Origin of the sequence: Thermoactinospora rubra, from assembly GCF_002093975.1 — a bacterium.
GTDB lineage: Bacteria > Actinomycetota > Actinomycetes > Streptosporangiales > Streptosporangiaceae > Nonomuraea > Nonomuraea rubra_A.
Genome location: NZ_KZ084332.1, coordinates 91,402 through 117,741, shown reverse-complemented (window position 1 = coordinate 117,741; position 26,340 = coordinate 91,402). Strand labels below are relative to the sequence as shown.

The 26,340-nt window shown below is 72.4% G+C and carries 30 protein-coding genes and 1 riboswitch; of the genes, 14 read left to right on the top strand and 16 right to left on the bottom strand.

What is annotated here, in order from left to right:
* The 5 genes from BSB02_RS12540 (at position 1) to BSB02_RS12520 (ending at position 3,242) form a co-directional block, all read left to right on the top strand.
* Positions 1-1,206, top strand: coding sequence for a DUF4032 domain-containing protein (locus BSB02_RS12540; RefSeq protein ID WP_084958931.1), 1,206 nt, complete (start codon positions 1-3; stop codon positions 1,204-1,206).
* 106 nt (positions 1,207-1,312) lie between these two features.
* Positions 1,313-1,681: a hypothetical protein gene (locus BSB02_RS12535; RefSeq protein ID WP_084958930.1), complete on the top strand. Its 369-nt coding sequence runs from the start codon at positions 1,313-1,315 to the stop codon at positions 1,679-1,681.
* 3 nt (positions 1,682-1,684) lie between these two features.
* Positions 1,685-2,452 (top strand): helix-turn-helix domain-containing protein, encoded by a 768-nt coding sequence (locus tag BSB02_RS12530; RefSeq protein ID WP_084958929.1) that lies wholly within the window; start codon positions 1,685-1,687, stop codon positions 2,450-2,452.
* Positions 2,453-2,490: 38 nt separating this feature from the next.
* On the top strand, positions 2,491-2,871 hold the full coding sequence (locus tag BSB02_RS12525) for a roadblock/LC7 domain-containing protein (RefSeq protein WP_084958928.1): 381 nt from the start codon (positions 2,491-2,493) through the stop codon (positions 2,869-2,871).
* Positions 2,871-3,242, top strand: coding sequence for a hypothetical protein (locus BSB02_RS12520; protein ID WP_084958927.1), 372 nt, complete (start codon positions 2,871-2,873; stop codon positions 3,240-3,242). The genes BSB02_RS12525 and BSB02_RS12520 overlap by 1 nt, the downstream gene beginning before the upstream one ends.
* Before the next feature lie 51 nt (positions 3,243-3,293).
* On the opposite strand, the gene BSB02_RS12515 is transcribed toward BSB02_RS12520, so the two are convergent.
* From BSB02_RS12515 to BSB02_RS12505, 4 genes are all read right to left on the bottom strand, one after another.
* The gene (locus tag BSB02_RS12515) at positions 3,294-4,154 is read right to left on the bottom strand and encodes an alpha/beta fold hydrolase (protein WP_084959001.1); all 861 of its coding nucleotides are present in this window, start codon (positions 4,152-4,154) and stop codon (positions 3,294-3,296) included.
* Between the two features lie 50 nt (positions 4,155-4,204).
* Positions 4,205-5,092, bottom strand: coding sequence for a hypothetical protein (locus BSB02_RS41390; protein ID WP_206184653.1), 888 nt, complete (start codon positions 5,090-5,092; stop codon positions 4,205-4,207).
* A 226-nt stretch (positions 5,093-5,318) separates the two neighbouring features.
* Positions 5,319-5,454: riboswitch (cyclic di-AMP (ydaO/yuaA leader) on the bottom strand.
* Positions 5,455-5,622: 168 nt separating this feature from the next.
* Positions 5,623-5,826, bottom strand: a complete 204-nt coding sequence (locus BSB02_RS39535; protein WP_143590554.1) for a DUF5302 domain-containing protein — start codon at positions 5,824-5,826, stop codon at positions 5,623-5,625.
* A 91-nt stretch (positions 5,827-5,917) separates the two neighbouring features.
* Complete coding sequence (locus BSB02_RS12505; protein WP_084958926.1) at positions 5,918-6,235, bottom strand: nucleotide pyrophosphohydrolase; 318 nt, start codon at positions 6,233-6,235, stop codon at positions 5,918-5,920.
* 102 nt (positions 6,236-6,337) lie between these two features.
* On the opposite strand from BSB02_RS12505, the gene BSB02_RS12500 reads away from it, so the two are divergent.
* Both BSB02_RS12500 and BSB02_RS12495 read left to right on the top strand, forming a co-directional pair.
* Positions 6,338-7,723 (top strand): MFS transporter, encoded by a 1,386-nt coding sequence (locus tag BSB02_RS12500; protein ID WP_084958925.1) that lies wholly within the window; start codon positions 6,338-6,340, stop codon positions 7,721-7,723.
* Positions 7,724-7,785: 62 nt separating this feature from the next.
* Positions 7,786-8,598, top strand: a complete 813-nt coding sequence (locus tag BSB02_RS12495) for an SAM-dependent methyltransferase (protein WP_084958924.1) — start codon at positions 7,786-7,788, stop codon at positions 8,596-8,598.
* A 55-nt stretch (positions 8,599-8,653) separates the two neighbouring features.
* Here BSB02_RS12495 and BSB02_RS12490 read toward each other — a convergent pair whose 3' ends face one another.
* Genes BSB02_RS12490 through BSB02_RS12465 form a run of 6 tightly spaced genes read right to left on the bottom strand, consistent with a single transcriptional unit; the run spans position 8,654 to position 15,943 of the window.
* On the bottom strand, positions 8,654-10,459 hold the full coding sequence (locus BSB02_RS12490; protein ID WP_084958923.1) for a GH39 family glycosyl hydrolase: 1,806 nt from the start codon (positions 10,457-10,459) through the stop codon (positions 8,654-8,656).
* Positions 10,460-10,480: 21 nt separating this feature from the next.
* Positions 10,481-11,947, bottom strand: a complete 1,467-nt coding sequence (locus BSB02_RS12485) for a glucoamylase family protein (protein ID WP_143590552.1) — start codon at positions 11,945-11,947, stop codon at positions 10,481-10,483.
* Between the two features lie 10 nt (positions 11,948-11,957).
* Positions 11,958-12,779 (bottom strand): carbohydrate ABC transporter permease, encoded by an 822-nt coding sequence (locus tag BSB02_RS12480; protein WP_084958922.1) that lies wholly within the window; start codon positions 12,777-12,779, stop codon positions 11,958-11,960.
* Positions 12,776-13,678: a carbohydrate ABC transporter permease gene (locus BSB02_RS12475; RefSeq protein WP_084958921.1), complete on the bottom strand. Its 903-nt coding sequence runs from the start codon at positions 13,676-13,678 to the stop codon at positions 12,776-12,778. The genes BSB02_RS12480 and BSB02_RS12475 overlap by 4 nt, the downstream gene beginning before the upstream one ends.
* A 4-nt stretch (positions 13,679-13,682) precedes the next feature.
* Entirely contained in the window at positions 13,683-14,948 is a 1,266-nt protein-coding gene (locus BSB02_RS12470; RefSeq protein ID WP_206184652.1) for a sugar ABC transporter substrate-binding protein, read from the bottom strand.
* Positions 14,945-15,943: a LacI family DNA-binding transcriptional regulator gene (locus BSB02_RS12465; protein WP_084958920.1), complete on the bottom strand. Its 999-nt coding sequence runs from the start codon at positions 15,941-15,943 to the stop codon at positions 14,945-14,947. The genes BSB02_RS12470 and BSB02_RS12465 overlap by 4 nt, the downstream gene beginning before the upstream one ends.
* Before the next feature lie 127 nt (positions 15,944-16,070).
* Between BSB02_RS12465 and BSB02_RS12460 the strand changes: the two genes are divergently transcribed.
* Positions 16,071-16,748, top strand: coding sequence for a DUF429 domain-containing protein (locus BSB02_RS12460; RefSeq protein WP_143590550.1), 678 nt, complete (start codon positions 16,071-16,073; stop codon positions 16,746-16,748).
* Positions 16,749-16,805: 57 nt separating this feature from the next.
* The gene (locus BSB02_RS12455; RefSeq protein ID WP_084958918.1) at positions 16,806-17,222 is read left to right on the top strand and encodes a ferritin-like domain-containing protein; all 417 of its coding nucleotides are present in this window, start codon (positions 16,806-16,808) and stop codon (positions 17,220-17,222) included.
* A gap of 97 nt (positions 17,223-17,319) precedes the next feature.
* On the opposite strand, the gene BSB02_RS12450 is transcribed toward BSB02_RS12455, so the two are convergent.
* Genes BSB02_RS12450 through BSB02_RS12435 form a run of 4 tightly spaced genes read right to left on the bottom strand, consistent with a single transcriptional unit; the run spans position 17,320 to position 20,154 of the window.
* On the bottom strand, positions 17,320-17,571 hold the full coding sequence (locus BSB02_RS12450) for a hypothetical protein (RefSeq protein WP_084958917.1): 252 nt from the start codon (positions 17,569-17,571) through the stop codon (positions 17,320-17,322).
* Between the two features lie 53 nt (positions 17,572-17,624).
* The gene (locus BSB02_RS12445) at positions 17,625-18,890 is read right to left on the bottom strand and encodes an erythromycin esterase family protein (RefSeq protein WP_084958916.1); all 1,266 of its coding nucleotides are present in this window, start codon (positions 18,888-18,890) and stop codon (positions 17,625-17,627) included.
* A 4-nt stretch (positions 18,891-18,894) separates the two neighbouring features.
* Positions 18,895-19,857 carry a TIGR03557 family F420-dependent LLM class oxidoreductase gene (locus BSB02_RS12440; protein ID WP_084958915.1) on the bottom strand — a complete coding sequence of 321 codons (963 nt, stop codon included), beginning with the start codon at positions 19,855-19,857 and terminating at the stop codon, positions 18,895-18,897.
* A 39-nt stretch (positions 19,858-19,896) separates the two neighbouring features.
* Complete coding sequence (locus BSB02_RS12435; protein ID WP_084958914.1) at positions 19,897-20,154, bottom strand: hypothetical protein; 258 nt, start codon at positions 20,152-20,154, stop codon at positions 19,897-19,899.
* A gap of 542 nt (positions 20,155-20,696) precedes the next feature.
* Here BSB02_RS12435 and BSB02_RS12430 point away from each other — a divergent pair.
* The gene (locus BSB02_RS12430) at positions 20,697-21,080 is read left to right on the top strand and encodes a FluC/FEX family fluoride channel (RefSeq protein WP_240506386.1); all 384 of its coding nucleotides are present in this window, start codon (positions 20,697-20,699) and stop codon (positions 21,078-21,080) included.
* Positions 21,077-21,448: a fluoride efflux transporter FluC gene (locus BSB02_RS12425; protein WP_084958912.1), complete on the top strand. Its 372-nt coding sequence runs from the start codon at positions 21,077-21,079 to the stop codon at positions 21,446-21,448. Before BSB02_RS12430 ends, BSB02_RS12425 begins: the two co-directional genes overlap by 4 nt.
* Here BSB02_RS12425 and BSB02_RS12420 read toward each other — a convergent pair.
* Entirely contained in the window at positions 21,441-22,976 is a 1,536-nt protein-coding gene (locus BSB02_RS12420) for a glycerol-3-phosphate dehydrogenase/oxidase (protein ID WP_084958911.1), read from the bottom strand. The two genes, BSB02_RS12425 and BSB02_RS12420, sit on opposite strands and share 8 nt — an antisense overlap.
* Before the next feature lie 52 nt (positions 22,977-23,028).
* Complete coding sequence (locus BSB02_RS12415) at positions 23,029-23,775, bottom strand: IclR family transcriptional regulator (protein WP_084958998.1); 747 nt, start codon at positions 23,773-23,775, stop codon at positions 23,029-23,031.
* A 62-nt stretch (positions 23,776-23,837) separates the two neighbouring features.
* On the opposite strand from BSB02_RS12415, the gene BSB02_RS12410 reads away from it, so the two are divergent.
* The 3 genes from BSB02_RS12410 (at position 23,838) to BSB02_RS39530 (ending at position 26,315) form a co-directional block, all read left to right on the top strand.
* Positions 23,838-24,635 carry an alpha/beta hydrolase gene (locus BSB02_RS12410; protein WP_084958910.1) on the top strand — a complete coding sequence of 266 codons (798 nt, stop codon included), beginning with the start codon at positions 23,838-23,840 and terminating at the stop codon, positions 24,633-24,635.
* 109 nt (positions 24,636-24,744) lie between these two features.
* Positions 24,745-25,317, top strand: a complete 573-nt coding sequence (locus tag BSB02_RS12405) for an NADAR family protein (RefSeq protein ID WP_240506399.1) — start codon at positions 24,745-24,747, stop codon at positions 25,315-25,317.
* Positions 25,314-26,315, top strand: a complete 1,002-nt coding sequence (locus BSB02_RS39530; RefSeq protein WP_143590548.1) for a GNAT family N-acetyltransferase — start codon at positions 25,314-25,316, stop codon at positions 26,313-26,315. Before BSB02_RS12405 ends, BSB02_RS39530 begins: the two co-directional genes overlap by 4 nt.
* The last annotated feature ends 25 nt before the right edge of the window (positions 26,316-26,340 follow it).

Sequence of the window (26,340 nt, the reverse complement as noted above, 5' to 3'; positions counted from 1 at the left end):
ATGGCCCTCCAGATCACCGGCGCGCTGGGCGAGCCCGAGCTCATCCGCCTTCCCTGGCACCTCCCCCTCGCGGAGTGGCCCGAGCACCACCTCGTCGACCTCCCCCGCGGCATCTCGCGGCACGTGGTGCGCTTCGCCAGGCTCAACGGCAGGGTCTACGCGATCAAGGAGATCAGCGAGCGGTACGCCAAGCGGGAGTACAAGCTGCTGTGGGACCTGGCCAGGCTGGACGCGCCCGCGGTGGAGCCGGTGGCGTACGTCACGGGCCGCGAGGAGGGCCTGGACGCCGCGCTGATCACCCGGCACCTGCAGTTCTCGCTCCCCTACCGGGCCGTCATGTCCGGCACGCTGCGCCCCGACACGCTGACCCGGCTGCTGGACGCGCTGGTCGTGCTGCTGGTGCGGCTGCACCTGGTCGGCTTCTACTGGGGCGACTGCTCGCTGTCCAACACGCTGTTCCGCCGCGACGCGGGCGCCTTCGCCGCCTACCTCGTCGACGCCGAGACCGGCGAGGAGCACCCCATGATCAGCGAGGGGCAGCGGCTGCACGACATCGAGATCGCCCACACCAACATCTTCGGCGAGATGCTGGACCTGCAGGCCGGCGAGCTGCTGCACCCCTCCGTCGACCCGGAGGAGACCGCCGACGACATCGTGGCCCGCTACCACCGGCTGTGGGCGGAGCTGACCCAGGACGAGATCATCGAGGAGGTCGACTGGCACCGGGTCGAGCAGCGCATCCGGCGGCTCAACCTGCTCGGCTTCGACGTGGCGGAGATGATGGTGCGCCGCAAGGTCGGCACCGGGCGGCTCATCGTGCGGCCCAAGGTGGTCGACGCCGGGCACCACCAACGCCGCCTGCTGCGCCTGACCGGGCTGGACGCCGAGGAGAACCAGGCGCGGCGGCTGCTGAACGACCTGGACGGGTTCCGGGTGGCCAAGGGGCTGCGGCACGAGGACGAGGCGGTGGTGGCCCACCGGTGGCTGGCGGAGGTCTTCCAGCCGACGATCGCGGCCGTGCCCGAGGAGCTGCGCAGGAAGCTCGATCCGGCCCAGCTGTTCCACGAGGTGCTCGACCACCGGTGGTACCTGTCGGAGGCCGCCGGCCGCGACGTGGGGCTGGACGCGGCGGTGAAGTCGTACGTGGACAACGTCCTGGTGTTCAAGCCGGACGAGAAGGCGCTGCTGCCCGAGAGTGACAGTTGAGGAAGCTGCCAACCGGTGGACATTTCCTTCTATGTAGGTAGAAGGATCTGTAGTTCCTGAAATTTCTTCACCTGTCAGGTGAGGGGGTCTTCCTTACGCTGTCCCGGTGCTTGGACTCGACGACTTCGTCACCGAGGTCATGGCCATCCCGGGCGCCCTCGACGCCCTGATCGTCGACCACAACAGCGGCATGCCGGTCGCCTCCGGAGGGCTCGGCCCCGGCCTGGAGCACTCGGCCGCCGCGCTGAGCGAGACGCTGCGCGCCGCCATGGAGGGCCTGGCCACCTCGGCCGGCGGGACGGTCCGCATCGCCGACATGATCGTCGTCAGCGACCGCGGCTACCACCTGTTCCGCCCGCTGGAGACCCGCTTCGACGGCCCGCTCGTCGTCTACGTCCACCTTGACCTGGAGCGTTCTAACCTGGCCCTGGCCAGGCACCGGCTGGAGTCCATCGCCGCGAGGCTGGACGCCTAGCCGATGGCCCCGCTCGACGACACGCTCACCGGCCTGGCCGCGGAAGGAGCCTCCGGCGCGCTGCGCGTCGGCCGGATGGGCACGCTGTTCCTCACCGGCGGGCGGGTGACGTACGGCGAGTGCGTCACGGCCGTCCGGCTGGAGGACCTGCTCGTCGCGGCGGGGCGCGGGTCGAGGGCGGCGCTGCGCAGGGCCATCCAGGGCGAGGGTCCCGGCCTGGTCGAGCAGGGCGTGGTCAGCCGGGGCGAGCTGCAGTACTGCGCGCTCCTGGTGACCATGGACGCCGCCTTCTTCCTGCTGCCCGCCGCGACCGGCCGTCCCAAATTCGTGCCAGGCGAGCGGCACTGGCTCAGCCCCCAGTGGTACTTCGAGGTGACCGGCCTGCTGCGCGAGTGCCGGAGGAGGAGGGCCGCGTTGGAGCAAGCCTGGCCCTCGGCCGAGTTCGACGGGCGTCCCGTCGTCCCGGCCGCCCGGCTGCCCGGCCACCACGTCGTGCTGAGCGCGCTGCAGTGGGAGATCCTCACGCGCGCCGACGGCCAGGCCACCCCGCTGGAGCTGGCCAGGCGGCTCGGGCGGCCCGCGTTCACCGTGCTGCTGGCCGTACGGCGGATGGCCGCGGAGGGACTGCTGGACAGGCCGCCCGACGGCGAGGGTCGGGCGGCCCTCCCCCGGCGTCCCAGGACGGGCGGCCCGCCGCCCCCGCCGCCGACCGGCCACACCGACCTGGCCGTGCTGCTCAGGCTCAGGAAGGCGCTGGAGGAGCTGGCGTGAGGTTCCTCTCGTTCGTGAGGGCTGGAAGGAGACCGTCCATGGAGACGCGCGAGGACGTGCTCAAGGAGCTGATCCGCCTGCGCGAGCGCACTCCGGGCATCGCCGGCAGCCTCGCCTGCACGGTGGACGGCTTCATCGTGGCGTGCGAGCCGGAGTGGGACACGGCCGAGCAGATGGCCGCCCTGTCCTCGGCCCTGCTGTCGCTCAGCCGCCGCATGCTCACCCTCTCGTCCAAGGGCGCGCTGGAGGAGACGGTCGTCTCGGGCAGCGCCGGCCTGGCCGCCTTCTACGCGGCTGGCCCCACCATCGTCCTCGCGGTCGTCGCGGAACCGGGCGCCAACCTGGGCCTGCTGCGGCTGGAGGGCCGGAAGACGGCGGCGAACCTGGCCGCCATCGCATCCCACACTGGAGGAAAGTGATGGCAAGCATGGACGTCTCCCTCAAGGAGATGATGTCCATCGACGGCGCCCTCGGCGCCTCGGTCGTCGACTACAGCAGCGGCATGGCGCTCGGCATGCTGGGCGGGTCCAAGGAACTGGACCTGCAGGTGGCCGCCGCCGGCAACACCGAGGTGGTCAAGGCCAAGATGCGGACCATCGACACGCTCGGCCTCAGCGACAGCATCGAGGACATCCTCATCACGCTGTCCGGCCAGTACCACATCATCCGCCCCATCACCGGGCGCGGCGGCAAGGGCCTGTTCCTCTACCTGGCCCTCGACCGCGCCAGGGCCAACCTCGCGCTGGCCCGCCACCACCTCAAGTCCATCGAGGAGAAGCTGGAGATGTGAGCGCCGGGACGGCTCGCGCCCCGAGGGGGACGGGCGCGAGCCGTACCGGATCTAACGGGAGGCCGTCAGCGCGGCGATCTCCCGGATGATCGGGTCCCACAGCGGGCGGGGCAGGTCGTGCCCCATGCCCGGGTAGGTCACCAGCCGCGCGCCGGGGATGGCCGCGGCGGTCGCCTTGCCGCCCTCGAGCTGGACGAGCGGGTCGGCCTCGCCGTGGATCACCAGGGCGGGGATCCGCAGGGCGGCCAGCCGTTCGGTGCGGTCGCCCGAGGCCAGGACGGCGGCCAGCTGGCGGCTCACCCCGGCGGGGTCGTGGCCGCGGTCGTAGGCGAGTCCGGCGATCCGGGCGATCCGGTCGCGGTCCATCTCGTAGCCCGGCGAGCCGAGGATCCGCCACACCTCCAGCGCGCCGGCCACGACGGCCTCGCGGTCCCGGGCGGGCGGCGAGAACAGCACCGCGGCGGCCTCCGGCGTGGGCCGGCCGATCTCGGGGCTCGGCGTGGACATGATGGAGGTGAGGGTGAGCACCCGGTCCGGGTGGCGGATGGCCAGCTCCTGGGCGATCATGCCGCCCATCGAGGCGCCCACCACGTGCGCCGCCTCCCACCCGAGCGCGTCGAGCAGGCCGGCGGCGTCGTCGGCCATGTCGGCCAGCAAGTAGGGGGCGGTGCCCGTGCCGGCCATGACCGCCCCGAGGTCGGGCGCGCCCAGCTCCGTCAGGTGCGTGGACAGGCCCACGTCGCGGTTGTCGTAGCGGACCACGTGGTGGCCCTGCTCGGCGAGCCGTTCGCACAGCTCGTCGTCCCACATGATCATCTGGCTGCCGAGACCCATGATGAGGAGCAGGGGCTGTCCGCCGGGACGGCCGAAGCTCTCGTAGGCGATCTCGATCCCGTTGGCGTTGGCGCGCATGGTCACGGGAACCAGAATGTCATTCGGTTTCGCTGTAGTAAAGCCCGGGGTCAGCGACTCGCCCGGCGGCGCAGCACCTTGCCGCGCGCCAGGTACAGGCCGCCGCCCAGCACGCCCAGCCCGGCCAGCAGAGCGGCGGGGGTCGTCGAGCCGTCCTGCTCGCCGCGGGTCTTGGCGGCCGCCGCGGTCGTCTTCGTGGTCGCCGTCGTGGTCGCCGTCGTGGTCGCCGTCTTGCCGGTGATGGCCTGCTGCCCGGCGCCGCCCGAGCCGGCCGGGGCCTTGTTCGCGGCCTTGTTCGCGGTCTCGTCCTCGGCCGGGATCTCGGTCTTGGCCTTGGCGGGCGCCTTGGCGACCTGGACCGGCTGGTCCTTCGGCGGCTTGGCGGGGTTGCGGTCCCTGCGCGACCAGGCGCCGGTGGAGAAGGGGACGGGGTGGTTCTTCTTGCCCACGCCCGGGCCCCACTTGGTGATGACGTACTCGACCTTGATGTGGCCCTGGCCGCCGACGCCGTCGACGTGCAGCGTGCGGCTGTTGAACCGGCCGCCGAGGAGGTAGGCGAAGGTCTTGGCGTCGAGGTCGAGCATGATGCCGCGGTTGGAGGGGGAGCCGGGGCCGCGGTCGCCGACGAAGAAGGGCGCCTTCCTGCCCTTGTAGACCACGTAGCCCTCGGTGAACAGCGGCCAGCTGGGGCTGGCGGCCATGCCCTTCTGCATGGGGTGGCCGCTGGCGGGCAGGCCCGTGTCGCCGGCGCGGCCGGAGCCGTCGTCCCAGTAGTAGGAGGCGGTGGTGGAGCCCTTGAGCAGGACCTGCTTCTCCAGCTGACGGCTCACGGGGGTCACGTCGACGTCGGCGGAGACGGGCGAGGCGAAGACGGCGAGCCCGGCGAGGGTCGCGGAGGAGACCGTGGCGAAAGAGCGCAGGGCAAAGCGGACGGACATGGAAAGGTGAAGTCCTTCGTGCGGGGACAGGGGGAAGGGCGCCGGAGATCAGCGGAGATCAGCAGGGCGTAGCCGGGCAGGATGGCCGGACGGTCGCTACGCGCGGCGCCTGAAGAAAAGGGGGAAAGCCTGGGGAAGGCTGACGATCAGCACCCGGGCGCGGTCAGGGCACGGCGATCCGGGCTGTCGTGGTCAAAGCGCCTGTCGTGGTCAAAGCGCATGGCAAAGGTCCTCTCCATCTCGCCTACCGGGTTAGCTGACGGGTTCGGACATGGAGCTGCCCTACCGACATGGCTGTCGGATTCACCCCAGAAGTTGGGTCCCCGGCTCCCGCGCGGCGCGGGACTCGGCATAGGCCCCCTTGGGGGCTTCTTGACGTCAAAGGACACTAGGCCAAGAAACGGGCAAGTGCAAAGCTAAACCCATAAAACGCACAAAAGATCTACCTGATCAGCCAAAACAGGAGGCGCGGCATGCATGCCGCGCCTCCTGTTCAACCGGCTCCCGACCAGGGCGTCGGAGCCTTCGGGTCAGCCGCTCTTGCGCCGGAACTGCCGCTTTCCGCCGACGGGGCCGTGGGCGCCGTGGATCTTCGACGAATCCCTGCCCCTGCCACCCGCGTCGCCTCCGGCATGCTGGTTGCGCTTGCGCTCCAGCGCCTCGCGGAACTTGCGCTTCATCTCATCCTCTGGAGCTTGCTCGGCCTTCTCGGGCTCCTCTGCGGACTCAGTCATGAGGACCTCCTGGGTGTAGGGACATCCACAGCTTCGCACGGTCCAACCGCAGGTGCGACACCAGGTCCGCCCGGCACGCGGAAACGGCCGGTCACGCGCGGCCGCCGCGGGGGAAGCGCCGCTCGTTCACGTCGATCTTCTCGTGCGCGGCGGCGACCAGGTCCACGCCCAGCACGTCCGCCAGCCGTACCAGGTAGAGCGTCACGTCGGCGAGCTCGGAGCGGATGCGGGCGGCCGAGGCCGGGTCCTCCATGACGCGCGCCGCCTCCTCGGGCGTGAGCCACTGCAGCTCCGCCAGCAGCTCCCCCACCTCTCCGGCCAGGGCCATCGCCAGGTTCTTGGGCGTGTGGTACCGGTGCCAGTCGCGGTCGTCGGCGAAGCGGCGCAGCCGGTCGGCGAGGTCCTTCATGGGTCACATCCTCACAAACCATCTGGTCTGTTGGTGTGATTTGTGGCACAGCCACGAAACTAGAACGAGATTTTAGAACTCGGCTCGGGACGAGGAGGGCACATGGTCGTCGCACCGGACCGCGGGCGGCTGGGAGCGCCGCCCAGCAGGGGCATCAGCGCCAAGGACCTGGCACCGTTCGGCTGGGCGCCGCTCGTCGTGCTGTTCGTGGTGGGCCTCGTCGACCGCATCGAGGCCAGCCTGATCAGCGGCGTGCTGCCGCTGATCCAGGAGGAGTTCGCCATCGGCGACACCGCGGCGGGAGCCATCCCGAGCGCCGCGGCCCTGGCCGCCGCGCTGGTCGCCCTGCCCGCCGGCTGGCTGGCCGACCGCTACAGCCGCACCGGCGTCATCGCGGTCGTCGTGTTCTGCTGGGGCCTGGCCACGCTCGGCTCCGGCCTGGCGGCCACGTTCTCGATCTTCTTCCTCATGCGCGTGCTGCTCGCGGCGGCCGAGAACATCGACAACCCGGCCTCGGGCAGCCTCCTGGCCGACTACTACCCGCCCGTCAACCGGGCCAAGGCGTACGGGATCGTCCGCATCACCACCTACCTGGGCGGCATCGGCACCGCGCTGGCGGGCGTGCTCGGCCAGGCCCTGGGCTGGCGGATGACCTTCATGGTGATGGCGATCCCCGGCGTGCTGACCGCGCTGCTGGTGTGGTGGCTGAAGGAACCCCCGCGCGGCTTCCTCGACCAGGTCATCGCCCGCGGTGGGGGGGAGCCCGTCCCCGTCCCCGCGGCCACGGCCCGCCGTACCGGGGAGAAGCTGAGCGACCGGGTGACCGCCAGGCTGCGCTTCGCCGGGCAGTTCGGCGAGCTCATGCGCGTGCCGACCGTCACCCTGGTCTCGGTCGGCCTCGGGCTGCTCACCCTGGGCCTGGCCGGCATCCACTACTGGCTGCCGTCCCTCATCTTCCGTGAGTTCAAGGTACCGCTGGCCCAGGCGTCGTCCACCGCCGGGCTGCTCAGCGTCGCCGGCGTGGTCACGGGCACGCTCATCGGCGCCTGGCTGGCCAAGCGCGTGCACGGCGTCCTCAAGGGCGGCCAGCTGCTCGTCGGCGGCGTCGGCATCACGGCGGGCTCGCTGGTGCAGGGCGCGGCGTTCCTGATGGGCTCCTACGGGCCGTTCCTGGCGCTGTGCGTGCTCGCCTGGACGCTGTCGTCGGTGGCCATCCCGACCATGACCGCCTCGATCGCCGACGTCGCCCGCGCCGACTCGCGCGGCCTGGCCTTCGCGATCGTCCAGCTGTTCATCACCGCCGGCGCGGCCTTCGGCCCGCTGGTCGTCGGCTTCTCCTCCGACCAGGCCGGCTCGCTGCTGACCGCCATGTACATCCTCATCGCCCCGATGGTGACCGGTGGCCTGCTGTGCCTGCTGGCCAGGGGCTTCTTCGGCCGTGACGCGCAGCGCGTCCTGGACGCCGCCCGGGAGGCCGCCATCCGCTGACGACCGGCCCGGTCAGGCGGCCTCGAGGGTGACAGACCCCGAGATTTCCGTACGATCACCACATGACCGAAGTGCCAGCAGGCATCGACCCCACCGTGCCGAGCGTCGCCCGCATGTACGACTACTACCTCGGCGGCAAGGACCACTTCCCGGCCGACCGGGAGGCCGCCGAGCAGATCATCGCCCTGGCCGGCGAGCTGGGCGCGGACGTCAGGGAGATGGCCCTGGCCAACCGCGGCTTCCTCATCCGCGCGGTGGAACACCTGGCCCGCTCCGGCGTGCGGCAGTTCCTCGACATCGGCACCGGGCTGCCGACCCAGGACAACGTGCACCAGGTGGCCCAGCGGGTCGCGCCCGGCGCCAAGGTCGTCTACGTCGACAACGACCCCATCGTGCTGGCGCACGCGCGTGCCCTGCTGGCCGACAACCCCGACACCGTCATCATCGACGGCGACCTGCACGACCCGGCGGGCATCCTCGCCTCGGCCGCCGAGCACCTCGACTTCAGCCGGCCCGTCGCCGTCATCGTGGCGGCGGTGTTCCACTTCTTCCCCGACGACGAGGAGGTCGCCCGGATCGTCGCCGCGCTGCGCAAGCCGCTGGTGTCCGGCGGCTACCTGGTCGTCTCCCACGCCTACGTCGAGGAGGACTCGACCGTCCCCGAGAAGGTCGAGGAGGCCAGGGGCGTCTACCGGCGCACCCGCTCGGGGGCCATCGCCTGGCGGGACCGGGAGACCGTCCGGGGCTACTTCGACGGGCTGGAGCTGCTGGAGCCGGGCGTGGTGCCGGTGCAGGACTGGCGCAACGACGAGCCGTTCACCCCGCCGGGGCTGGGCATGGGCGGGGTGCTGGGCGGCGTGGCCCGGGTGCCGTAGCCCACCCCCGCAGCCGTCCTACAGCCGTCCCCGCCGGCACGGGTGACCGCCGGGCTCACTCGGGCACGAGCTCGACGAACGACACCCCCGGCATCGGCAGCTCGAACGACAGCTCCACGTCGCCTGTCACGGTCCGCGCGGGCTCCAGCTCCTCCAGCGTGTTCGCCGCCCGCAGCTTGTCCCACTGGCCGGCCGCCGGCCAGTCGCCGCCGCCCATCGACTCCCACACGGCCTCGATGTTGGAGTGCTCGGAGTCGATGCGGTGGTGGGTGACGGTGTGCCGCCCGGACAGCCCGGTGACGGCCAGCCGTACCCGCCGGGCCAGCTCGGGGGCGCCCGCGGCCTGCGCGTTGTTGAGCGTGCCGTTCCACACCAGCACGCCCACCCGGCCGTCGGGGTGCCGGGCCGCCCACGCCTCGACGCCGCCGACGTCGCCCGACAGGCCGGTGGCCAGCTCGAGGTCGCCGAGCCGGTGGGCCAGGGTGAGGGCGTGGAAGCGCGGCTTGCGGAGGTTGCCCACGGTCAGCAGGCCGAACCCGCCGTGGAAGAGGCGGGGCGGGCGGCCCAGCTCCTCGAAGTGGTCGGAGGCCACCCAGTGGGAGACGGCCTCGACCCGGCCCGCGGCGGACTTCATGCCGTGGAGCAGGAAGGCCGCGCCGAAGGGGCCGTCGCCGATGCCGTGGAAGTGGGTGGGCGTGGGGCCCCACTCGGTCCACCAGACGGGCGTGCCGGCCCGGCCGTGCCGCTCCAGCGCGGGACGCCAGTCCAGCGGCGCGTTGCCGTAGGTGTGGGTGGAGACGAAGTCCAGCGGCGCGCCCGAGGCGCGGACGTGGGCGAGCAGCTCCTCCACCCAGCCGTTGGCGGCCGAGCTGGGCCCGCCGACCCGCAGGCCGGGGTCGACGCTCTTGACCGCGGCGGCCGTGACATCGTAGAGGCGGAAGTACTCCTGCGGCGTGCCGGACCAGAAGACCGCCAGGTTGGGCTCGTTCCACACCTCGAAGGCCCAGTTGTCGACCAGCTCGCGCAGGCCGTACCGCCCGGCCAGATGCTCCACCAGGGCCCGCACGAGGTCGCCCCACGCGCCGTAGTCCTTCGGCGGGGAGATGATCGCCTGGTAGGCGAAGACGGTCTTGCCCGGGTCGGCGGCCAGGTCGCGGGGCATGAACCCGATCTCGACGACGGGGCGCAGCCCGAAGGACATGATCGTGTCGTACACCTGGTCGACCTTGGTGAAGTCGTAGACCGGCGCGCCGTCGACCTCCCGGTAGACACCGAGGTCGTCGCCCAGGATGGCGTGGGCGCGCACGGTCCGCACGCCGAACTCCTCCCGCATGATCCGCAGGGCCTCGGCCAGCTCGGCGCCGATCGGGCGGCCGCCGGTGCGGTCCCGGCACAGCAGGTGGGACAGGTGCTCCGAGCCGATCATGTGGGTCCACGGCCGGGCCAGCGTCCCGGTGACCGCCGAGGCGTCCACGGCCACCGACACCTCGGCCACCTCGGCGTGGTCCGACGGCGGCAGGGGCGCGGCCGACACCGGCTGCGACGGCGGCCCGGTCAGTTCCATCGTGGCGACCGCGGCGACGGTGTAGGTCGCGGGCCCGTGCCCGGTGTCGACGTACCGGCATCCGGGCACGGCGGGCACGTCCACGTCGGGCTGCGTCACCGGGACGCCGTCGCGGTGGACCAGGTAGCCGATGGCGCCCGGCACCGGGTCCCAGGTCAGCGTCACGTGACCGGCGCCCGGAGTGGCCCGCAGGCCGGCGGGCGCGGGCAGGGCGATCTGCGTCACCGGCGCGACCTGCCCGGAGGCCTGGTGGATGCGTTCCCGCCAGTCGCGTCGTGCGGCGTCAGCCGTACTCATCGAAAGACTTCTCCCCGATCGTTAGCGTGCGTCCCATTCCTCGAGCGAGAGGACGGGCTTGAGCTTGGCGGCCACCTGCGGGGTGGCGAAGTAGCGGCGCATGGCGTCGCCGGCGAGCGCGTTGCCGATCGCCGCCATGATCATGCCCTGGTCGAGGGCGAGGTGGTATTTGGAGACCTGCCCGGACCGTACGGCTATCGCGTCGTAGAAGCCGCCCGGCCCGTAGGCGTCGAAGTTCCTGCGCAGCCTGGCCAGGTTGTCCAAGGCCTGGCGGGGCGCGTAGCGGTAGGCCAGGAAGACCGCGTGGGGGGTGACCACGCCGTCGCCGTAGGAGGCGGGCTCGGGCTGGGCCGGGCGGCAGCCCTCGTAGCCGGGGTCGACGCTCGTGCGCTCGCGGTCGGAGGTGTATCCGGCGGCGTCCATGCCGAGCGGGTCCACGCCGTACTCGCGGTAGCCGCCGTGCGGGTCGTTGGACGGCGAGAAGCCCCAGTAGCCGTATCCGGCCTCGTGGAGGCCGTGCTCGATGTGGGCGCGCACGACCACCGGGTGGTTGCGGCCCCAGGACTTGGCCGCCCACACGTTCTCCGGCACGATGAGGTCGTTCATCAGCTCCTCGAACATCGAGCCGCCCCAGGTGGGGACGAACCGCATGCCGCGGTAGCCGTAGGTGCCCTGCCAGACCTTGACGCCGAGGTACTCCTTCCAGGAGCCGACCGGCTTCTGCTCCTGCCAGGCCCAGTCGCAGCCCGCGTCGGGGAAGGTGCGGTACAGGCCGAAGTAGTGCTCCCTGGGCAGCTGGCCGAGCGCGATGCCGACGTAGGTGGCGATCCTGGTCTCGGCGGGCGCGCCGTAGTGGTGGCAGGTCATGAACAGGCCGGAGGGGGTCTCGACCGAGCAGCCCTCGGGCCGCTCGACCCAGAAGCCGCCGCGCAGCAGCCCGGTGCCCGCGTCGGGCCGGGCGGCCGGGTCGTAGTAGGCGCGGAAGTCCATGGTCTGGAGGATGGCCCGGGCCTTGGCGCCCTGGGAGGGCACGGCCTGCGGCACCATCATGAGCGCGGCGGCCAGCCAGCCGTTGTCCACGCTGGAGGCGAACGGCCGGACGGGGTCGCCGGTGTCGGGCCAGGTGCGGACGAGCTGGAGCGTGGCCGGGTCGTACCAGTTGAAGAACTGCCCGGTCGGCGCGTGCCGTTCGAGCCTGGCGACCGAGTCCAGCGCCTTGGCCACCCGCGCCTCGGCCTCGCGGCGGCCGATGAGGCCGATGTCGCGGGCGGCGAACACCGACCACAGGTAGGTGGCGACGTTGGTGGGCGAGGTGACCTTGGCGCGGGTCTTCAGGTCGCCGGTGACCTTGTCGGCGGGCAGGCCGGTGGCGGGCTCGACCATGGCGGCCATCGAGCGCCAGGTGGCCGCGGCGTAGGTCCGTAAGGTGTCGGCGGGCGGGTGGAGCGGGCCGAGCGCGAGCACGCCCGACAGGACGATCTTGAGCATCGGGGTCTCCCTACTTGATGCCGGTGGTGGCGATGCCCTGGACGAAGAAGCGCTGGAGGAAGACGAACAGGACCAGGATCGGCGCGATGACGACGACCGATCCGGCGACGAGCAGGTTGTAGTGGGTGCCCTCGTGGCCGTTGAGGATGTTCAGCGCGACGGGCAGCGTGTACATCTCCTCGCTCTGGGCCACCACGGCGGGCCACAGGAAGTTGTTCCACGCGCCGAGGAAGGTGATCAGCCCGAGCGTGGCCAGCGCCGGCCCGCACAGCGGCAGGATGACGCGGAAGAAGATGCGCAGCTCCCCCGCCCCGTCGACGCGGGCGGCGTGGATGAGCTCGTCGGGCAGCTCGGAGATGAACTGCCGCATCATGAACACGCCCAGCGGCGTCACCACGGTCGGCAGGATGATGCCGAGGAAGGTGTTGACCAGGCCGAGGTTCGCGATCAGCACGAACTGCGGGATCATCACCACGATGGCCGGGATGGCCAGCTGGACCAGCACGAGCGCGAAGGCCAGGTTCCTGCCGCGGAAGGGCAGCTTGGCGAAGGCGTAGCCGGCCATCGAGCAGAGCAGCAGATTGGTGGCCACCAGCACGAGCGCGATGAGGAGGCTGTTGGCGAACGCCTGGCCCATGTTGACGCGCTCGAACAGCTCGGTGAAGTTGTCGAGCGTGAACGTCCGCGGCCACAGGGTGGGCGGGTCGCGCCTGATCTCGGCCTCGGGCTTGACCGAGCTGAGCGCGGTCCACACGAACGGCCCGACGACCAGCAGCAGGCCCAGGCCGAGGCCCAGGTAGACGACCGCCCGCTGGCGGCGGGTGCGCCTCACGTCCGCCTCCCTGCCCTCAGCTGGAGTACGGCCAGCGCCACGATGACGGTGAACAGCACGCTCGCCGCCGCGCCCGCGTAGCCGTAGTTGCCGACGCCGAACTGGTTGAAGATCGCCAGCGAGGCGGAGATCGTCGAGTTGAGCGGCCCGCCCCTGGTCATGACCAGCACCTCCTCCATGAACTGCATGAAGCCGACGGAGGTGTAGACGGTGCAGAACAGCAGCACCGGCCGCAGCGCGGGCAGCGTCACGGCGCGGAAGCGCTGCCAGCGGCCCGCGCCGTCGACCTCGGCCGCCTCGTACAGCTCCCGGGGGATGCCCTGGAGCGCGGCCAGCAGCACGACCATGTCGAAGCCGAAGCTGCGCCAGGCGGTCATGACGATGATCGACGGCAGCGCGGTGGACTCGTTCTGCAGCCAGTTCGGCCCGTCGATCCCGGCCATTCCGAGCAGCCGGTTGACCAGCCCGGCCTCCGGTTCCAGCAGGAACTTCCAGGCGACCGCGATGCCGATGATGCTGGTGATCGTCGGCAGGTAGTAGCCGAGCCGGAAGAAGGCCGCGGGCAGCCGGGCGATGCCGGAGTTGAGCAGGACCGCCGACCCGAGGCCGAGCGCGATGGTCAGCGGCAGGGCGGTGGCCACGAAGATCACCGTGTTGACCGCCGCCCTGCGCATCGTCTCGTCGTTCATCAGGCGCAGGTAGTTCTCGACGCCCACGACGTCGACCGCCAGCGGGTCGGCGACGTCGGTGCTGCGCATGTCGGTAAAGCTCATGCCGATGCCGACGAGCAGCGGCCCCAGGTAGAACACCGCGAACATGACGACGAACGGCAGGACGAAGATCCAGCCGACGCCGCCGGGGCCCATGCCCAGCCGTACCGGCCTCGCCAGGACGGCCATGGCGCTACAGGCCGGTGCCGATGGTGTCGGCCTGGGCCTGGATGGCCTTGGCCGTCTCCTGCGGGGTGGACCTGCCCTTGGCCAGCTTCTCCAGCTCGGCCTCCAGGACCTTGGCCACCTGCTCCCACGTCGGGTACGGCGGCGGCGTCTTGGCGTCCTTGAGCTGCTCGCCGAAGACCTTCAGCTGCGGGTCGGCGGTCAGCTCCGGCTCCTGCCAGGCGGCCTGGACGCTGGGCAGCGCCTTGACCGTGGTGTACCACTTGGCCTGGACCTTGGGGTCGGCGAGCCACTGGACGAACTTCCAGGCCGCGTCGCGGTTCTTGGCCTTCTTGAAGACGACCATGGCCGCGCCGCCGACGAAGCTGGTCGCCGAGACGGGTCCCTTGGGGTACGGCGCGACGTCGAACTTGTCCTTGAAGCCGGGGCCGCCGTCGCCCGCGAGCACGCCGATCATCCACGGGCCGGAGAAGAAGCCGCCCACGTCGCCCTTGATGAAGTTCTGCGGGAAGGCGCCCTCGGGGGTGTCGTTGCGGGCGAGCTTCTCGGTGAACATCGACTGGTAGAAGGTCAGGGCGGTGACGGCCTGCGGCGTGTCGAAGGTGTACTTGCCGTCCTTGACGATCTCGCCGCCCGCCTGCCAGATGAGCGGGAGGACCTCCTGCCAGGAGGCGCCGAGGGTGTAGCTCTGCTGGAAGCCGTCCTTGGCGCCGCCCTTCTCCTTCAGCGCCTTGGCGAACGCCTTGAACTCCTCCCAGGTCCGCGGCGGCTCGGCGCCCGCCTTCTCGGCCTGGTCGGTGCGGTAGTACAGGACGCGGGTCTCGACGTACCACGGCACGCCGTACGCGGTGCCGCCGACCTCGACGGTCTGCCAGGCGCCGGGGAAGAACGCGGCCTTGTCCACCAGGCCCGAGGGGGTGGGGTCCAGGACGCCGGTCTTGGCGAACTCGCCCGACCACGTCGAGCCGATCATCGACACGTCGGGGGTGGCGTTGCCGGCGATCGCGGAGGTGAGCTTGTCGTGGGCGACGTCCCAGCCCATGGGCGTGACGTTGACCTTGATGCCGGGGTTGGCCGTCTCGAAGTCCTTGACGAACGCGCCGAGCGCCTTGCCCTCCTCGCCCATCGCCCAGACCGTCACCTCGCCGGTCGCCTGGCCGGTGTCGACGGGGGCGGCGCGCTCCGCCGTACGCCCGCCGTCGCGGCCGCACGCCGTCACCGCCAGCGCGACGGCGAGCAGGGCCACGGCCGATCGCCTGCTGATGGGATTCACTTCGGGTCCTCCTGGGGGTGTTCGCCGCAGCTCTTCCTGATGACGAGCTCGGTGGCCAGGGTCTGGTGGGCCGAGGTCGCGCGGACGCCGCCGATCAGCTCGTCCAGCGCTCTCGCGGCCCGCGCCCCCAGCTCACGCATCGGCTGGCGGATCGTGGTGAGGGCCGGGCGGGCGTGCCGCGCGGCCATGATGTCGTCCCAGCCGGTGACGGCCAGGTCATCGGGTACGGCGAGGCCGAGCTCCTCGGCGGCCAGCAGCGCGCCCAGGGCGACCTCGTCGTCGGAGCAGATGAGGGCCTGCGGCCTGGTCCTGCCGCGCAGCAGCTTCAGGGCGGCCTCGTAGCCGCTGTCGACGGTGTACTCGGCGGTCAGCACCGGCTCCACCGCGTCCTTCAGCACCGCGGAGACGCCCTCCCAGCGCTGGGAGATGTCGTCGCCGGGCTGGTGCGGCGCGCCGAGGAAGGCGAAGCGGGCGTAGCCGTGGCCCTGGAGGTGGCAGGCCAGCCGCCTGGCCGACTCGACGTTCTCGCTGCGCAGCGTGTCGGCGCCGGACATCGGCTCGCGGGAGATGAACACCAGCGGCATCCCGGTGGCGACGAGCTCGGCGACCAGGTCGTCCGGCGCGGTGCTGCCGAACACCACCAGGCCGTCGACGCGGCCCGCCAGCTCCTTGATCGCCTCGCGCACGTTGGGGCGGCCCTTGGTGGACAGGATGACGACGGACCGGCCCAGCTCCGAGGCCACCTCCTCGTAGCCCAGCAGCACCTCGGTGTAGTAGGGGCCCGAGAGGTTGGGGAACACGATGCCGTTGGCCGCGTGCCGGCCCTCCGCCAGGCTCACGCCCAGCCGGCTGGGGGTGAACCGCAGCTCCTGGACCGCCTTCAGCACCTTCTCCCGGGTCTTGGCCGACACGGGGCCGGTGCCGCGCAGGGCCCTGGACACGGTCGCGATCGACACGCCCGCCCGCTCGGCGACCTGGTAGATGGTGACGTCCATCGGCCTCCCATCCGGTGGTGTAAGCGCTTACACTCCGGCGTGTGCGTCGGTGTAAGCGCTTACAGGATTTGGCCCATTGTGGCAGCGGGTGAGGATTCTGTAAAGGGCGCGTAACATGCGGTGAATCATGAGGGTGCTGGGCGTCGACGGGTGCAGGCGGGGCTGGATCGGCGTCGCGCTCGACCCGGGCGGCCCGGTGCGCGGGTACTTCGCCGAGGACATCGCGGCCCTCACCGCGCTGGCGGGCCCGGTCGACGTCGTGGCCGTGGACATGCCCATCGGGCTGCCCGACGCCGGGGTACGGCAGGCGGACGTGCTGGCCCGCAGGGCCGTCGGGCGGCGATGGCTGTCGGTGTTCCTCACCCCGTCGCGGGCGGCGCTGGAGGCCGGCGACCACGCCTCAGCCGTCGCGGTGAACCGGCGGCTGACCGGCCAGGGCGTCTCGCGGCAGGCCTACGCCCTGCGGGAGAAGGTGCTGCAGGTCGACCGGTGGGTCCGCGGGTGCCCGTCGCGGGTGGTGGAGGTCCATCCCGAGGTGTCCTTCGCCCGCCTGGCGGGGGCCGCGCTGCCGTGGAGCAAGACGACGTGGGCGGGCATGTCGCAGCGGCGCGCCCTGCTGGAGGGCGCCGGGATCGTGGTGCCCGCCGATCTCGGGGCCGCGGGCGCCGCGGCGGCCGTGGACGACGTGCTGGACGCCGCGGTCGCCGCCTGGACCGCCCGCCGCGTCGCGGCCGGGCTCGCCGTACCGCTGCCGGACCCGCCCGAGGTCTTCGGCGACGGCCTGCCGTGCGCGATCTGGTCGTGAGCCGGGACGGGGGCCGACCGGCGGGTTTGCCCGGCGGGCGGCGGGTAGGCGCAGGGTATGGACCAGAACGCGCTGATCGACAAGATGAACGAGGACCTCGGCACCGAGTACCGCTCGATCGTGCAGTACGTCCAGCACATCGCCACGATCAAGGGGGCCGAATACCAGAGCATCCTCGACGAGCTCAAGGAGCATCTGGCCCAGGAGCTCAACCACGCGATGACGCTCGCCGAGCAGATCGACTTCCTCGGCGGGACCCCTTCGGTGCAGGTGCCGCAGGTGCCGGTGGAGACCGACGGGGCCGCGGCGCTCCAGCTGGACCTCGACCTGGAGGAGCAGCAGCTCCAGCGGTACCGCGAGCGCGTGGCGCAGGCGCAGGAGCTGGGGCTGCCGGACGTGGCCGAGGCGCTGCGCCCGCTGCTGGAGCAGACCCAGGACCACGTGATGGAGCTGCGCACCGCGCTGGGCAAGTGACCCGGCGGTCCCGGACGGGATGATGGACAGGCCGAGCGGCGCCCGCCTGCTCGGCCTCCTCCTTGACGCGGCCGGTTGACGCGGCCGGCGGTACGGCCTAGCCGCCCGACGCGGCCCCGACGTGGTCGGCCAGCTCGGTGACCCCCTCCTCGCGGGCGCAGTGGGCGCAGCAGTAGAAGTGGCCGCCGGCCTCGACGCCGTGCCCGATGATCCGGCACGAGCAGTGCTCGCAGATGGGCGCCATGGCCTGGATCGCGCACTCGAAGCAGTCGAACGTGTGCGACGCACCCTGGGCGTGGATCTCGAAGGCCATCGCGTAGTCGTTGCCGCATACCTCGCAGCGAGCCATCTGGACCCCCTCCTTCGATGGTCGGCGTCGTCGCCTACCCGCGATCCCGCGCGTTACACCGCGGCCGGGAACGTCTCGTACTCGGCGTCCTCGGGAGGCTCGCCGTGCAGGGGGCGCAGGGCCTCGGTCCGGTCCAGCCACAGGAAGGCGTCGTAGCGGCGCCCGGCGACGGTGGGCACGTAGTTGCCGTAGCGTTCCCGTTCCGGGTGGTAGACGACGCCGATGGCGCGGTGCCCCATCGTCTGGTCGTACCAGGGCGCGCGCTTGTCGCCGAAGACGAACAGCGCCTGCTCCGGCCCGGAGTCGTGCAGCAGCGCCTCCAGGGAGCCCGGCCGCGCGGGCGGCACCTCCATGACCCTCGCCGGGGCGCCCCAGCGGCCCGCGGCGATCACCGTGCCGCGGTGGGTGCCGAACCCGACGAGCACCGCGTCGTCGTGGTGGCGCTCCCTGGCCAGCTGCCCGAGGTTGGTCATCCCGGCCGCGGCCATGTCCGTGAACCGCGCGTCGCCGACGTGGGTGTTGTGCGCCCAGACCACGCCACGGGAGTCCGGCCCGTAGAAGCCGGCGAGCCGGTCGAGCGTGTCGGCCATGTGGATGTCGCGGATGTTCCACGACTCGGGCCCGCCGCGCACCATGGTCCGGTAGTACCTCTCCGCCCCGGCTACGACCTCGGCGTTCTGCCGTACGGCCAGCCCCGCCTCGTCGCGGGGCGCGCGCTCGGCCAGCGTGGCCAGCAGCTCGACGACCTCGTCCTCGCAGGTGTCGGGCAGCAGCCGGGCCAGCATGCCGTACTGCTGCGGGTCGTGCCCGTAGGCCTCGAAGCAGTGCAGGGCGCGCAGGACCGTGTCGGCGTGCTCGGGCAGGTGGGTGAGCGCGTAGCGGCGGATGGCGCGCAGCGAGTCCCACAGGCTGTAGACGTCCAGGCCGTGGAAGCCGCAGCGGCGCTCGGGCGGCCGGGCGTCGTTCCAGCGCCGCAGCCACCGGGCGAAGGCGGCCACCTCCTCGTTGGCCCACATGAAGGTGGGCCAGCGGGCGAAGCCGTACAGCGCCTCGAAAGGAGCCTCGACGGGGTCGCCGGCGCCGGTCACCGCGGCGTGGACGCGCCGGCAGTCGGGCCAGTCGCCTTCGACGCCGACGAAGCGGAAGCCCTTCTCCTGGATCAGGCGGCGGGTCAGCGCGGCACGCCAGGTGTAGAAGTCGTGCGTGCCGTGGCTGGCCTCGCCGATCAGGACGTACCGGGCGGCGCCGACGCGGTCGAGCAGGGGATCGAGGTCGGCCTCGCTCTCCAGCGGCAGCGCGACCCGCGTGACCGCGTCCATGGCGTCACAGCTCTCGCAGCGCGGGCAGCAGCTGCCGCTCGGCCCAGGTGACGAACTCCTTCTGGTGCTCGGCGCCGATCTGGCACAGCGCCACGTGGGTGAACCCGGCGTCGGTGAACGCGCGTACCGCCTCGACGTACGGCTCGACGTCCGGCCCGCACGGCACGCCGGCCACGACGTCCTCGGGGCGCACGAACCGAGAGTGGGCGGCGAAGTTGACCGGCCCGGGCAGCTCGGCCATCACCTTCCAGCCGGCGACGCCCCAGCGCCACAGCCGTCCCGCGCGTTCCCTGGCGGCGTCGGCGTCCTGGTCGTAGCAGACCGGCACCTGACCGTACTTCGGCCCCTCGCCGCCCGCCTCCTCGAAGGAGCTGACCAGCTCCGCCCGCGGCTCGGTGGCGATGAGCCCGTCGCCCAGCTCGGCGGCGATCTCCACCGACTCCTGTCCGGAGGCGGCGACCGCGACGGGCACCGGGTTCTCGGGCAGGTCGTAGAGCTTGGCCGAGTCGACCGTGAAGTAGTCGCCCTCGTAGTCCACGTACTCGCCGGAGAACAACGCCGTGATGATCTCCAGCGCCTCGCCCAGCATCTCGTGGCGCACCCGGACCGACGGCCAGCCGCGCCCGACGACGTGCTCGTTGAGGTTCTCGCCCGCGCCCACGCCGAGGGTGAAGCGCCCGTCGGACAGCACCCCCATCGTGGCCGCCTTCTGCGCCACCACGGCCGGGTGGTAGCGCATGATCGGGCAGGTGACGAAGGTCATCAGCGGGATGCGCTCGGTCGCCTGCGCCGCCGCGCCGAGCACCGACCAGGCGTACGGCGAGTGCCCCTGTTCCTCGATCCAGGGGAAGTAGTGGTCGGAGATGACCGAGAAGCCGAACCCCGCCTGCTCGGCGTCGACGAGATCGGCCACCAGCTGCTTGGGCGGCGTCTGCTCGCACAGGAGCGTGTATCCGAATTCCGTCATGGGCCGCCCCTACCCCGCAGGTCAGGGGGCATGCCGGCGTCACCAGAGGGTCGCGGGGAGCTCCACGCCGCGCGGGTGGTCGAACAGGATGACGGCGTCGGACAGCCGGCGCACCAGGATCTGCCGGGCCAGCCCGGCCCGCCGCAGGTTGTGCGCCGCCTCCCGGGCGATCTCCGGGAAGTGGTAGCGGTCCTCCGTGACGCCGTAGACGCCGCGGTCGCACCGCACCTCGTAGCGGTCGGGCGGCCACGGGTTGGGAAGGTCGGCGCCGCCGCGCGGCGTCCTGAGAGGCGTCATGCCCGGATCCTCTCATCCGCCGGTGGGTAGACGTGCCCGCCCTCGTGTCCCACCGGCAGCACGCAGCGCCGCCCGCTTCCGTTCACGCTGTGGCAACGCTCCGCTTCGTCGCGCCGCGGCAGTTCCTCACGTTGCATGCTCAGGTGTTCGTCTCCGGACGGGGGCCGAAGGAGTCTCCGGACAGTCTTCGAGGAGGTGAGGCTACCGGCGGGCGGGGGCGGGCAGGTCGCGCGACGGCAACGATCGGACGTCTGACCCGTCACAGTCCGGCCGGAGTCATGTTACCGTCAGTAACATGGCGCGGGGCGGTCTCTGAGCCGGCGCCGGGCGTCCTGTGCGTTCCCGGCGGTGCCGGTGCAGGAGGTGCCGTGACGGACGCCTGGCCGCGGCCGCGGAGCCGGCCGGCCGGTAGACTCGCCTCCGATGCGGTGGTGGGGCCCACCGCCCGCGCCCGCGGAAACCGCGGCGTTCGCCGCCAACGGTCCCTGCCAGGAGCCCGTGCTTGGTAGGAGACGACCATGCCGACCTCGAAGCCCACCCCTATGCCTACATCACGCGCCCTGGCCGCGGTCGCCGCGGGCGGCGTCGTCGGAGCGCTCGCCCGCCACGGCCTCACGACGGCCTTCCCGCACCCGCCCGGCGCCTTCCCGTGGACGACCCTGGCCGTCAACCTGTCGGGCTGCCTGCTGATCGGCGTGCTCATGACGGTGATCACCGAAGTACGGCCCGCCCACCCGCTCGTGCGGCCCTTCCTCGGCGCCGGCGTGCTGGGCGGGTTCACCACCTTCTCGGCCTACGTCGTGGAGGCGCTGTCGGCCCGCTCGGCGGCCGTCGCCGTGGCGTACCTCGGCGGCACTCTGGCGGGCGCGCTCCTGGCCGTTCTCGCGGGCGCGTGCCTGGTGCGCCGGATCGCGGGGCGGCGATGACGGTCCTGCTGGTGGCGCTGGGGGCGGCGGTCGGCGCGCCGCTGCGCTACGTGCTCGACCGGCTCGTCCAGTCCCTCGTCCGATCCCGCCACTGCACCGCGTTCCCGTGGGGCACGCTGGTGGTCAACGTCGCCGGGTCCGCCCTGCTGGGGTTCCTGACCGCGCTGCCGGCGAGCGGCGCGGTGATGGCGCTGGCCGGATCGGGCTTCTGCGGGGCGCTGACCACCTACTCGGCCTTCGGGTACGAGACCGTCCGGCTGGCCGAGGCCGGGGCGCGCCTGCACGCGGTGCTGAACGCCGTCGTCAGCGTCGCGGCGGGCCTGCTCGCGGCCCTGGCAGGCATGGCCCTCGCCGGGGCGGTCAGCTGAGCGCCTTCGCGATCTCCGCCCTGACCTCGGGGGTGTCCAGGCCCCGGACCGTGAGGGTGGTGCGCCGCCGTACGACGTCGTCCACGGTCACGGCCCACTCGTGGTCGCGGGCGTAGACGACCTGCGCCCAGATGTCCGGCCCGCCGGGATGGACGCGCTCGCCCAGCCTCGGGTCCTCCCGGATGAGCCGGGCCACGTCGAAGGCCAGCGTGCCGTAGTGGGTGGCCAGGTGGCGGGCCACGATCGGGTCCATGCGCGCGCCCGGCTCCCGGTCCGTCCACAGCCGCATGGCCACGGCGTCGGGGCTGGCCAGGCCCGGCAGCGGCACGGCGGGCAGGACCGGGGCCAGCTCGTCGCCGCCGAGCAGCCTGCCGAGCGTGCCGAGCACCACCCTGCCGATGTGCCGGTAGGTCGTCCACTTGCCGCCCGCCACCGACAGCATGCCGCCCGGGCCCTGGGTGACCACGGTCTCGCGCTTGGCCGCCGCGGTGCTGCCGGGGCCGCCCGGCAGCACGCGCAGTCCCGCGAAGGCGTAGGTGACGTCCTCGCGGCGCAGCCCGGCGACGGCCTGGCCGGCCTCGGCGAGGATCTGGTCGACGTCCGCCTCGGTGGCGCGCACCTCGGCGGGATCGCCGTCGTACTCCTCGTCGGTGGTGCCGAGCAGCAGGTGGTCCTCCCACGGGATGGCGAAGGACACCCGGTACTTGTCGATCGGCGTGGTCAGCGCGGCCTTCCAGGGCTCGCCCCGGCGCATCACCACGTGCGCACCCTTGGACAGGCGGATGCCGGGCGCGGCGCCGGGGTCCTCCATCCGGCGCAGCCGGTCCACCCACGGGCCGGTCGCGTTGAGCACCAGGCGGGCCGAGACGCCGAACTCCGTCCCGCCGACGCGGTCGCGCAGCTCGGCGCCGCACACGACGCCCCTGGACAGGCGCAGGCCCACCACCTCGGCGTGGTTGAGCACGACCGCGCCCGCCTCGACGGCCGCGCGGACGGTCATCACCGCGACCCGGCTGTCGTTCATCTGGTGGTCGCCGTAGAGCGCCGCCGCTCGCAGCCCCTCGGTGCGCAGGGCGGGCACGCGCGCCACCGCCTGGTGCGGGGTGATGAGCCGCCCGACGCCGTCCCCGAAGGCCGACAGCGCCGAGTACAGGAACACCCCGGCGCCCGTCTTGGCCGCGCCGTGCGGGCCGCCGCGGTAGATCGGCACCACGAACTCCAGCGGCTTGACCAGGTGCGGCGCGATGTCCTCGGCCAGCGCCCTGCGCTCGCGGTGGTTCTCGGCCACGAGCCTGAGGTTGCCCGTCTGCAGGTACCGCAGGCCGCCGTGGACCAGCTTGGAGGAGGCGCTGGAGGTGGCCCCGGCGAAGTCGCCCGCGTCGACCATGGCCACCCGCAGCCCGGCCTGGGCCGCCATCCAGGTCACCGAGGTGCCCAGGATGCCGCCGCCGATGACGAGCAGGTCGAAGGCGGCGCGGGCGAGCTCCTCGCAGGTCTCCTCGCGGGTGGCGCGGACACGGACGCTCATGAGGTCTCCTCCTCCGGATCGTTCGGCATAGTCGAACGCCTACTGGATGGTATCACCGGGCCAATTCCCGGCTGACGGCGCGTGCCGCGTCTCGCACGTAGGAGACGTAGTCCCGGCCGGGCTCGCCGTGGGGCGCCAGCCGTTCGATCGCGCCCCTGATGCCGATCGCCCCGACGACCACCCCGCGCCGGTCCTTGATGGGGGCGGCGATCGACACCTCGCCCTCCTCCAGCTCCTCCATGTCGGCGGCCCAGCCCCGGGCGGCGACCAGCTCCAGCTCCCGGTCCAGCGCGTCGCGGTCGACGATGGTCTTCTTGGTGCAGGGTGCCAGCGGCGTGAGCGGCTCGCCGTACGGGTCGCCGGCCAGCAGGACCTTGCCGAGGGCGGTGGCGTGCGCGGGCAGGTGGGCCCCGACCTGGAGCACCTGCATGCTGTCGTCGGGGCGGAAGACGTGGTGGATGACCAGCACCTGGCCCTCGTGCAGGGTGCCGATCCACACGCTCTCGCGGCTGCGCACGGCCAGCCCGTCGGCCCAGTTCAGCGAGCGCGCCCGCAGCTCGTTGACGTCCAGATAGCTGCTGCCCAGGTGCAGGAGCGTGGCGCCGAGCCGGTACTTGCCCGTCGTCTCGTCCTGCTCGACGAAGCCGACGTGGACCAGCGTGCGCAGGATCCCGTGCAGGGTCCCCTTGGGCAGGCCCAGCGCCCTGGCCAGCTCGGCCACCCCGAGCTGCCGCGTGCCGGAGGCCAGCAGCCGCAGGATGGCCGCCGCGCGCTCGACGGATTGGATCGTCTCTGCCACGCCGATCACGATATCTCCGTTCGGTATTGCCGAACAATGATGGCGGCCATACGCTCCGGGGCATGGCAGAGTTCAGCTTCGCGGGCACGCGCGGTGAGATCACCGCCCGCGTCTGGCCGCACGAGTCGCCCCGCTACGTGGCCGTCCTCGTGCACGGGTACGGCGAGCACATCGGCCGCTACGAGCACGTCGCCGATCATCTGGTACGGCACGGCGCCGCCGTCTACGGCCCCGACCACCTCGGGCACGGCAAGTCGGCCGGCGAGCGCGTGCTCGTCGAGGACTTCGAGGACGTCGTCACCGACGTGCACACGATGGTGGAGCGGGCGCGGGCCGACCATCCCGGGGCGCCGGTCGTGCTCATCGGCCACTCGATGGGCGGGATGATCGCCGCCCGCTACGCCCAGCGCCACCCCGTGGACGCCCTCGTGCTGTCGGGGCCGGTGATCGGCCGGTGGGCGGCGCTGGAGACCCTGCTCGCCTTCGAGGAGATCCCCGACGTGCCGATCGACCCCGCCACGCTCTCGCGCGACCCGGCCGTGGGTGCCGCCTACGCCGCCGACCCGCTGGTGTGGCACGGCCCGTTCAAGCGGCCGACCCTGCAGGCCCTGGCCGCCGCCCTGGAGACCATCGCGAAAGGGGGCGGCCTGGGCGCGCTGCCCACCCTGTGGATCCACGGCGAGGACGACCGGCTCGTCCCGCTCGCCGACAGCCGCACCGGCATCGAGGCGATCCGCGGGGAGAACCTGACGGAGATCGTCTATCCCGACGCCCGGCACGAGGTCTTCAACGAGACCAACAAGGAGGAGGTCCTCGGCGAGGTGACCGCCTTCGTGGACCGCGTCCTGGCTGGCCGCTGACCGCGCAGCCGAACACATGCTCGCCCGGCCCCGCCGCCGGCACGGTCCGCCGGGTTTTCCACAGGGCGGCAAACCCGTTGGCCGCGTGGGCGGCGCCTGTGGCACGGTGGTGCCCGTGTCCGACCAGCTCCCCCGCACCGTTGACGAGGCGATCGCCGCCGAGCGCGCCGGTCGCGCGCTGCGCTACCTGTTCTTCTGGGGCCACCGGCCCGCCCGCGACGGCAGCTTGGGCCCGGGGTGCCTGTCGCAGTGGTGGCCGGTGTCCTTCACCGAGGAGGGCCGCGTGTTCGCCTCGGCCGAGCACTACATGATGGCGCACAAGGCGTGGTTGTTCGGCGACGAGGAGAGCGCCGAGCGGATCCTCGCGGCCGGGCATCCCGCCGAGGCCAAGAAGCTGGGCCGCGCCGTGCGCGGGTTCGACGAGGAGGTCTGGGCCGCCCGCCGGTTCGACATCGTGGTGCGCGGCAACACCGCCAAGTTCGGCCAGCACGACGACCTGCGCGCCTTCCTCCTGGCCACCCGCGGCCGGGTGCTCGTGGAGGCGAGCCCGATCGACCCGGTCTGGGGCATCGGGCTGGCCGCCGGCGACGAGCGCGCCGCCTCGCCGTCCTGCTGGCGCGGGCCGAACCTGCTGGGCTTCGCGCTCATGGCCGCCCGCGACGCGCTGGAGCCGGTGACGTGAGCTTCGGCACGGAGGCGCGGCGCGTGCGTGACACCGCCCTGCCGCATCGCAGGCGCTACGGCGCCCTACGCTCCGCGGTCTCGCGCTACAAGCCGCTGGGCTTCCTGGCGACCTGGAGCTACATCACCAGCCACGCCGGTGATGTGCGCCGGGACGAGCGGGCCCTGGTGCGCGCGCTGGAGGTCCTGGAGGCCAGCCGTACGGCCTGGCATGCGGAGCTGGCGGCCTTCGCGCGGCGACGGGCGATCGACAAGCGGCGTCGGCGCGATGTGACGGTCGAGGAAGGGCGGTATCGCCACGGCTGGCGGTGGCACGGGCCGGACGCGCACGACGCGATGGCACGGACCGTGGCGGCGTTGTGGAGGCAGCACGAGGCCGCCCACGTGCCGGAGGCGGACGGCGGGATCGCCGAGATCATCCGCGGCTACGTCGAGCGCGGCGGGCGTCTCGACCCGGCCTGGGCTCCGCCGCTCCGGCGCTGGCTGGCGGACCGGCATCGGCTGCTGGACGGGCTCGCGTACGGCGACCTGCACAAGATGGCCGAGCTCATCGCGCATGACGCGCTCGCGCTCATCCGGCCGGGCGGGTTGGGCGACGCCGAGGAGATCGCCCGGGTCTTCCTGGCCGCGCGCGCCCAGATGACGTATCTGCCCCGCCTGCACACCGACGAGGAGACGCGGTGGTGGATCCGCGAGGTCGTGATCCCGGGCTCCCGGGTGTGGGTCGCCGAGCGGGAGGGCCGGGTGATCGGCTTCGCGGCGCTGCGCGGCTCGTGGCTCGACCACCTCTACGTGGCGCCCGCATCCCAGGCCGCGGGCGTGGGCACCGCGCTGCTCGACCGGGCCAAGCGGGGACGGCGAAGCCTCGACCTGCACGTGTTCCAGCACAACACCGGCGCCTGGCGGTTCTACGAGCGCCACGGCTTCACGCTCGTCTCGACGGGCGACGACAACGAGGAGGGTCTGCCCGACGCCCACCTGCGATGGGCGCGCCCGTGATCCCCGTCGTCCGGCGACGCGACAG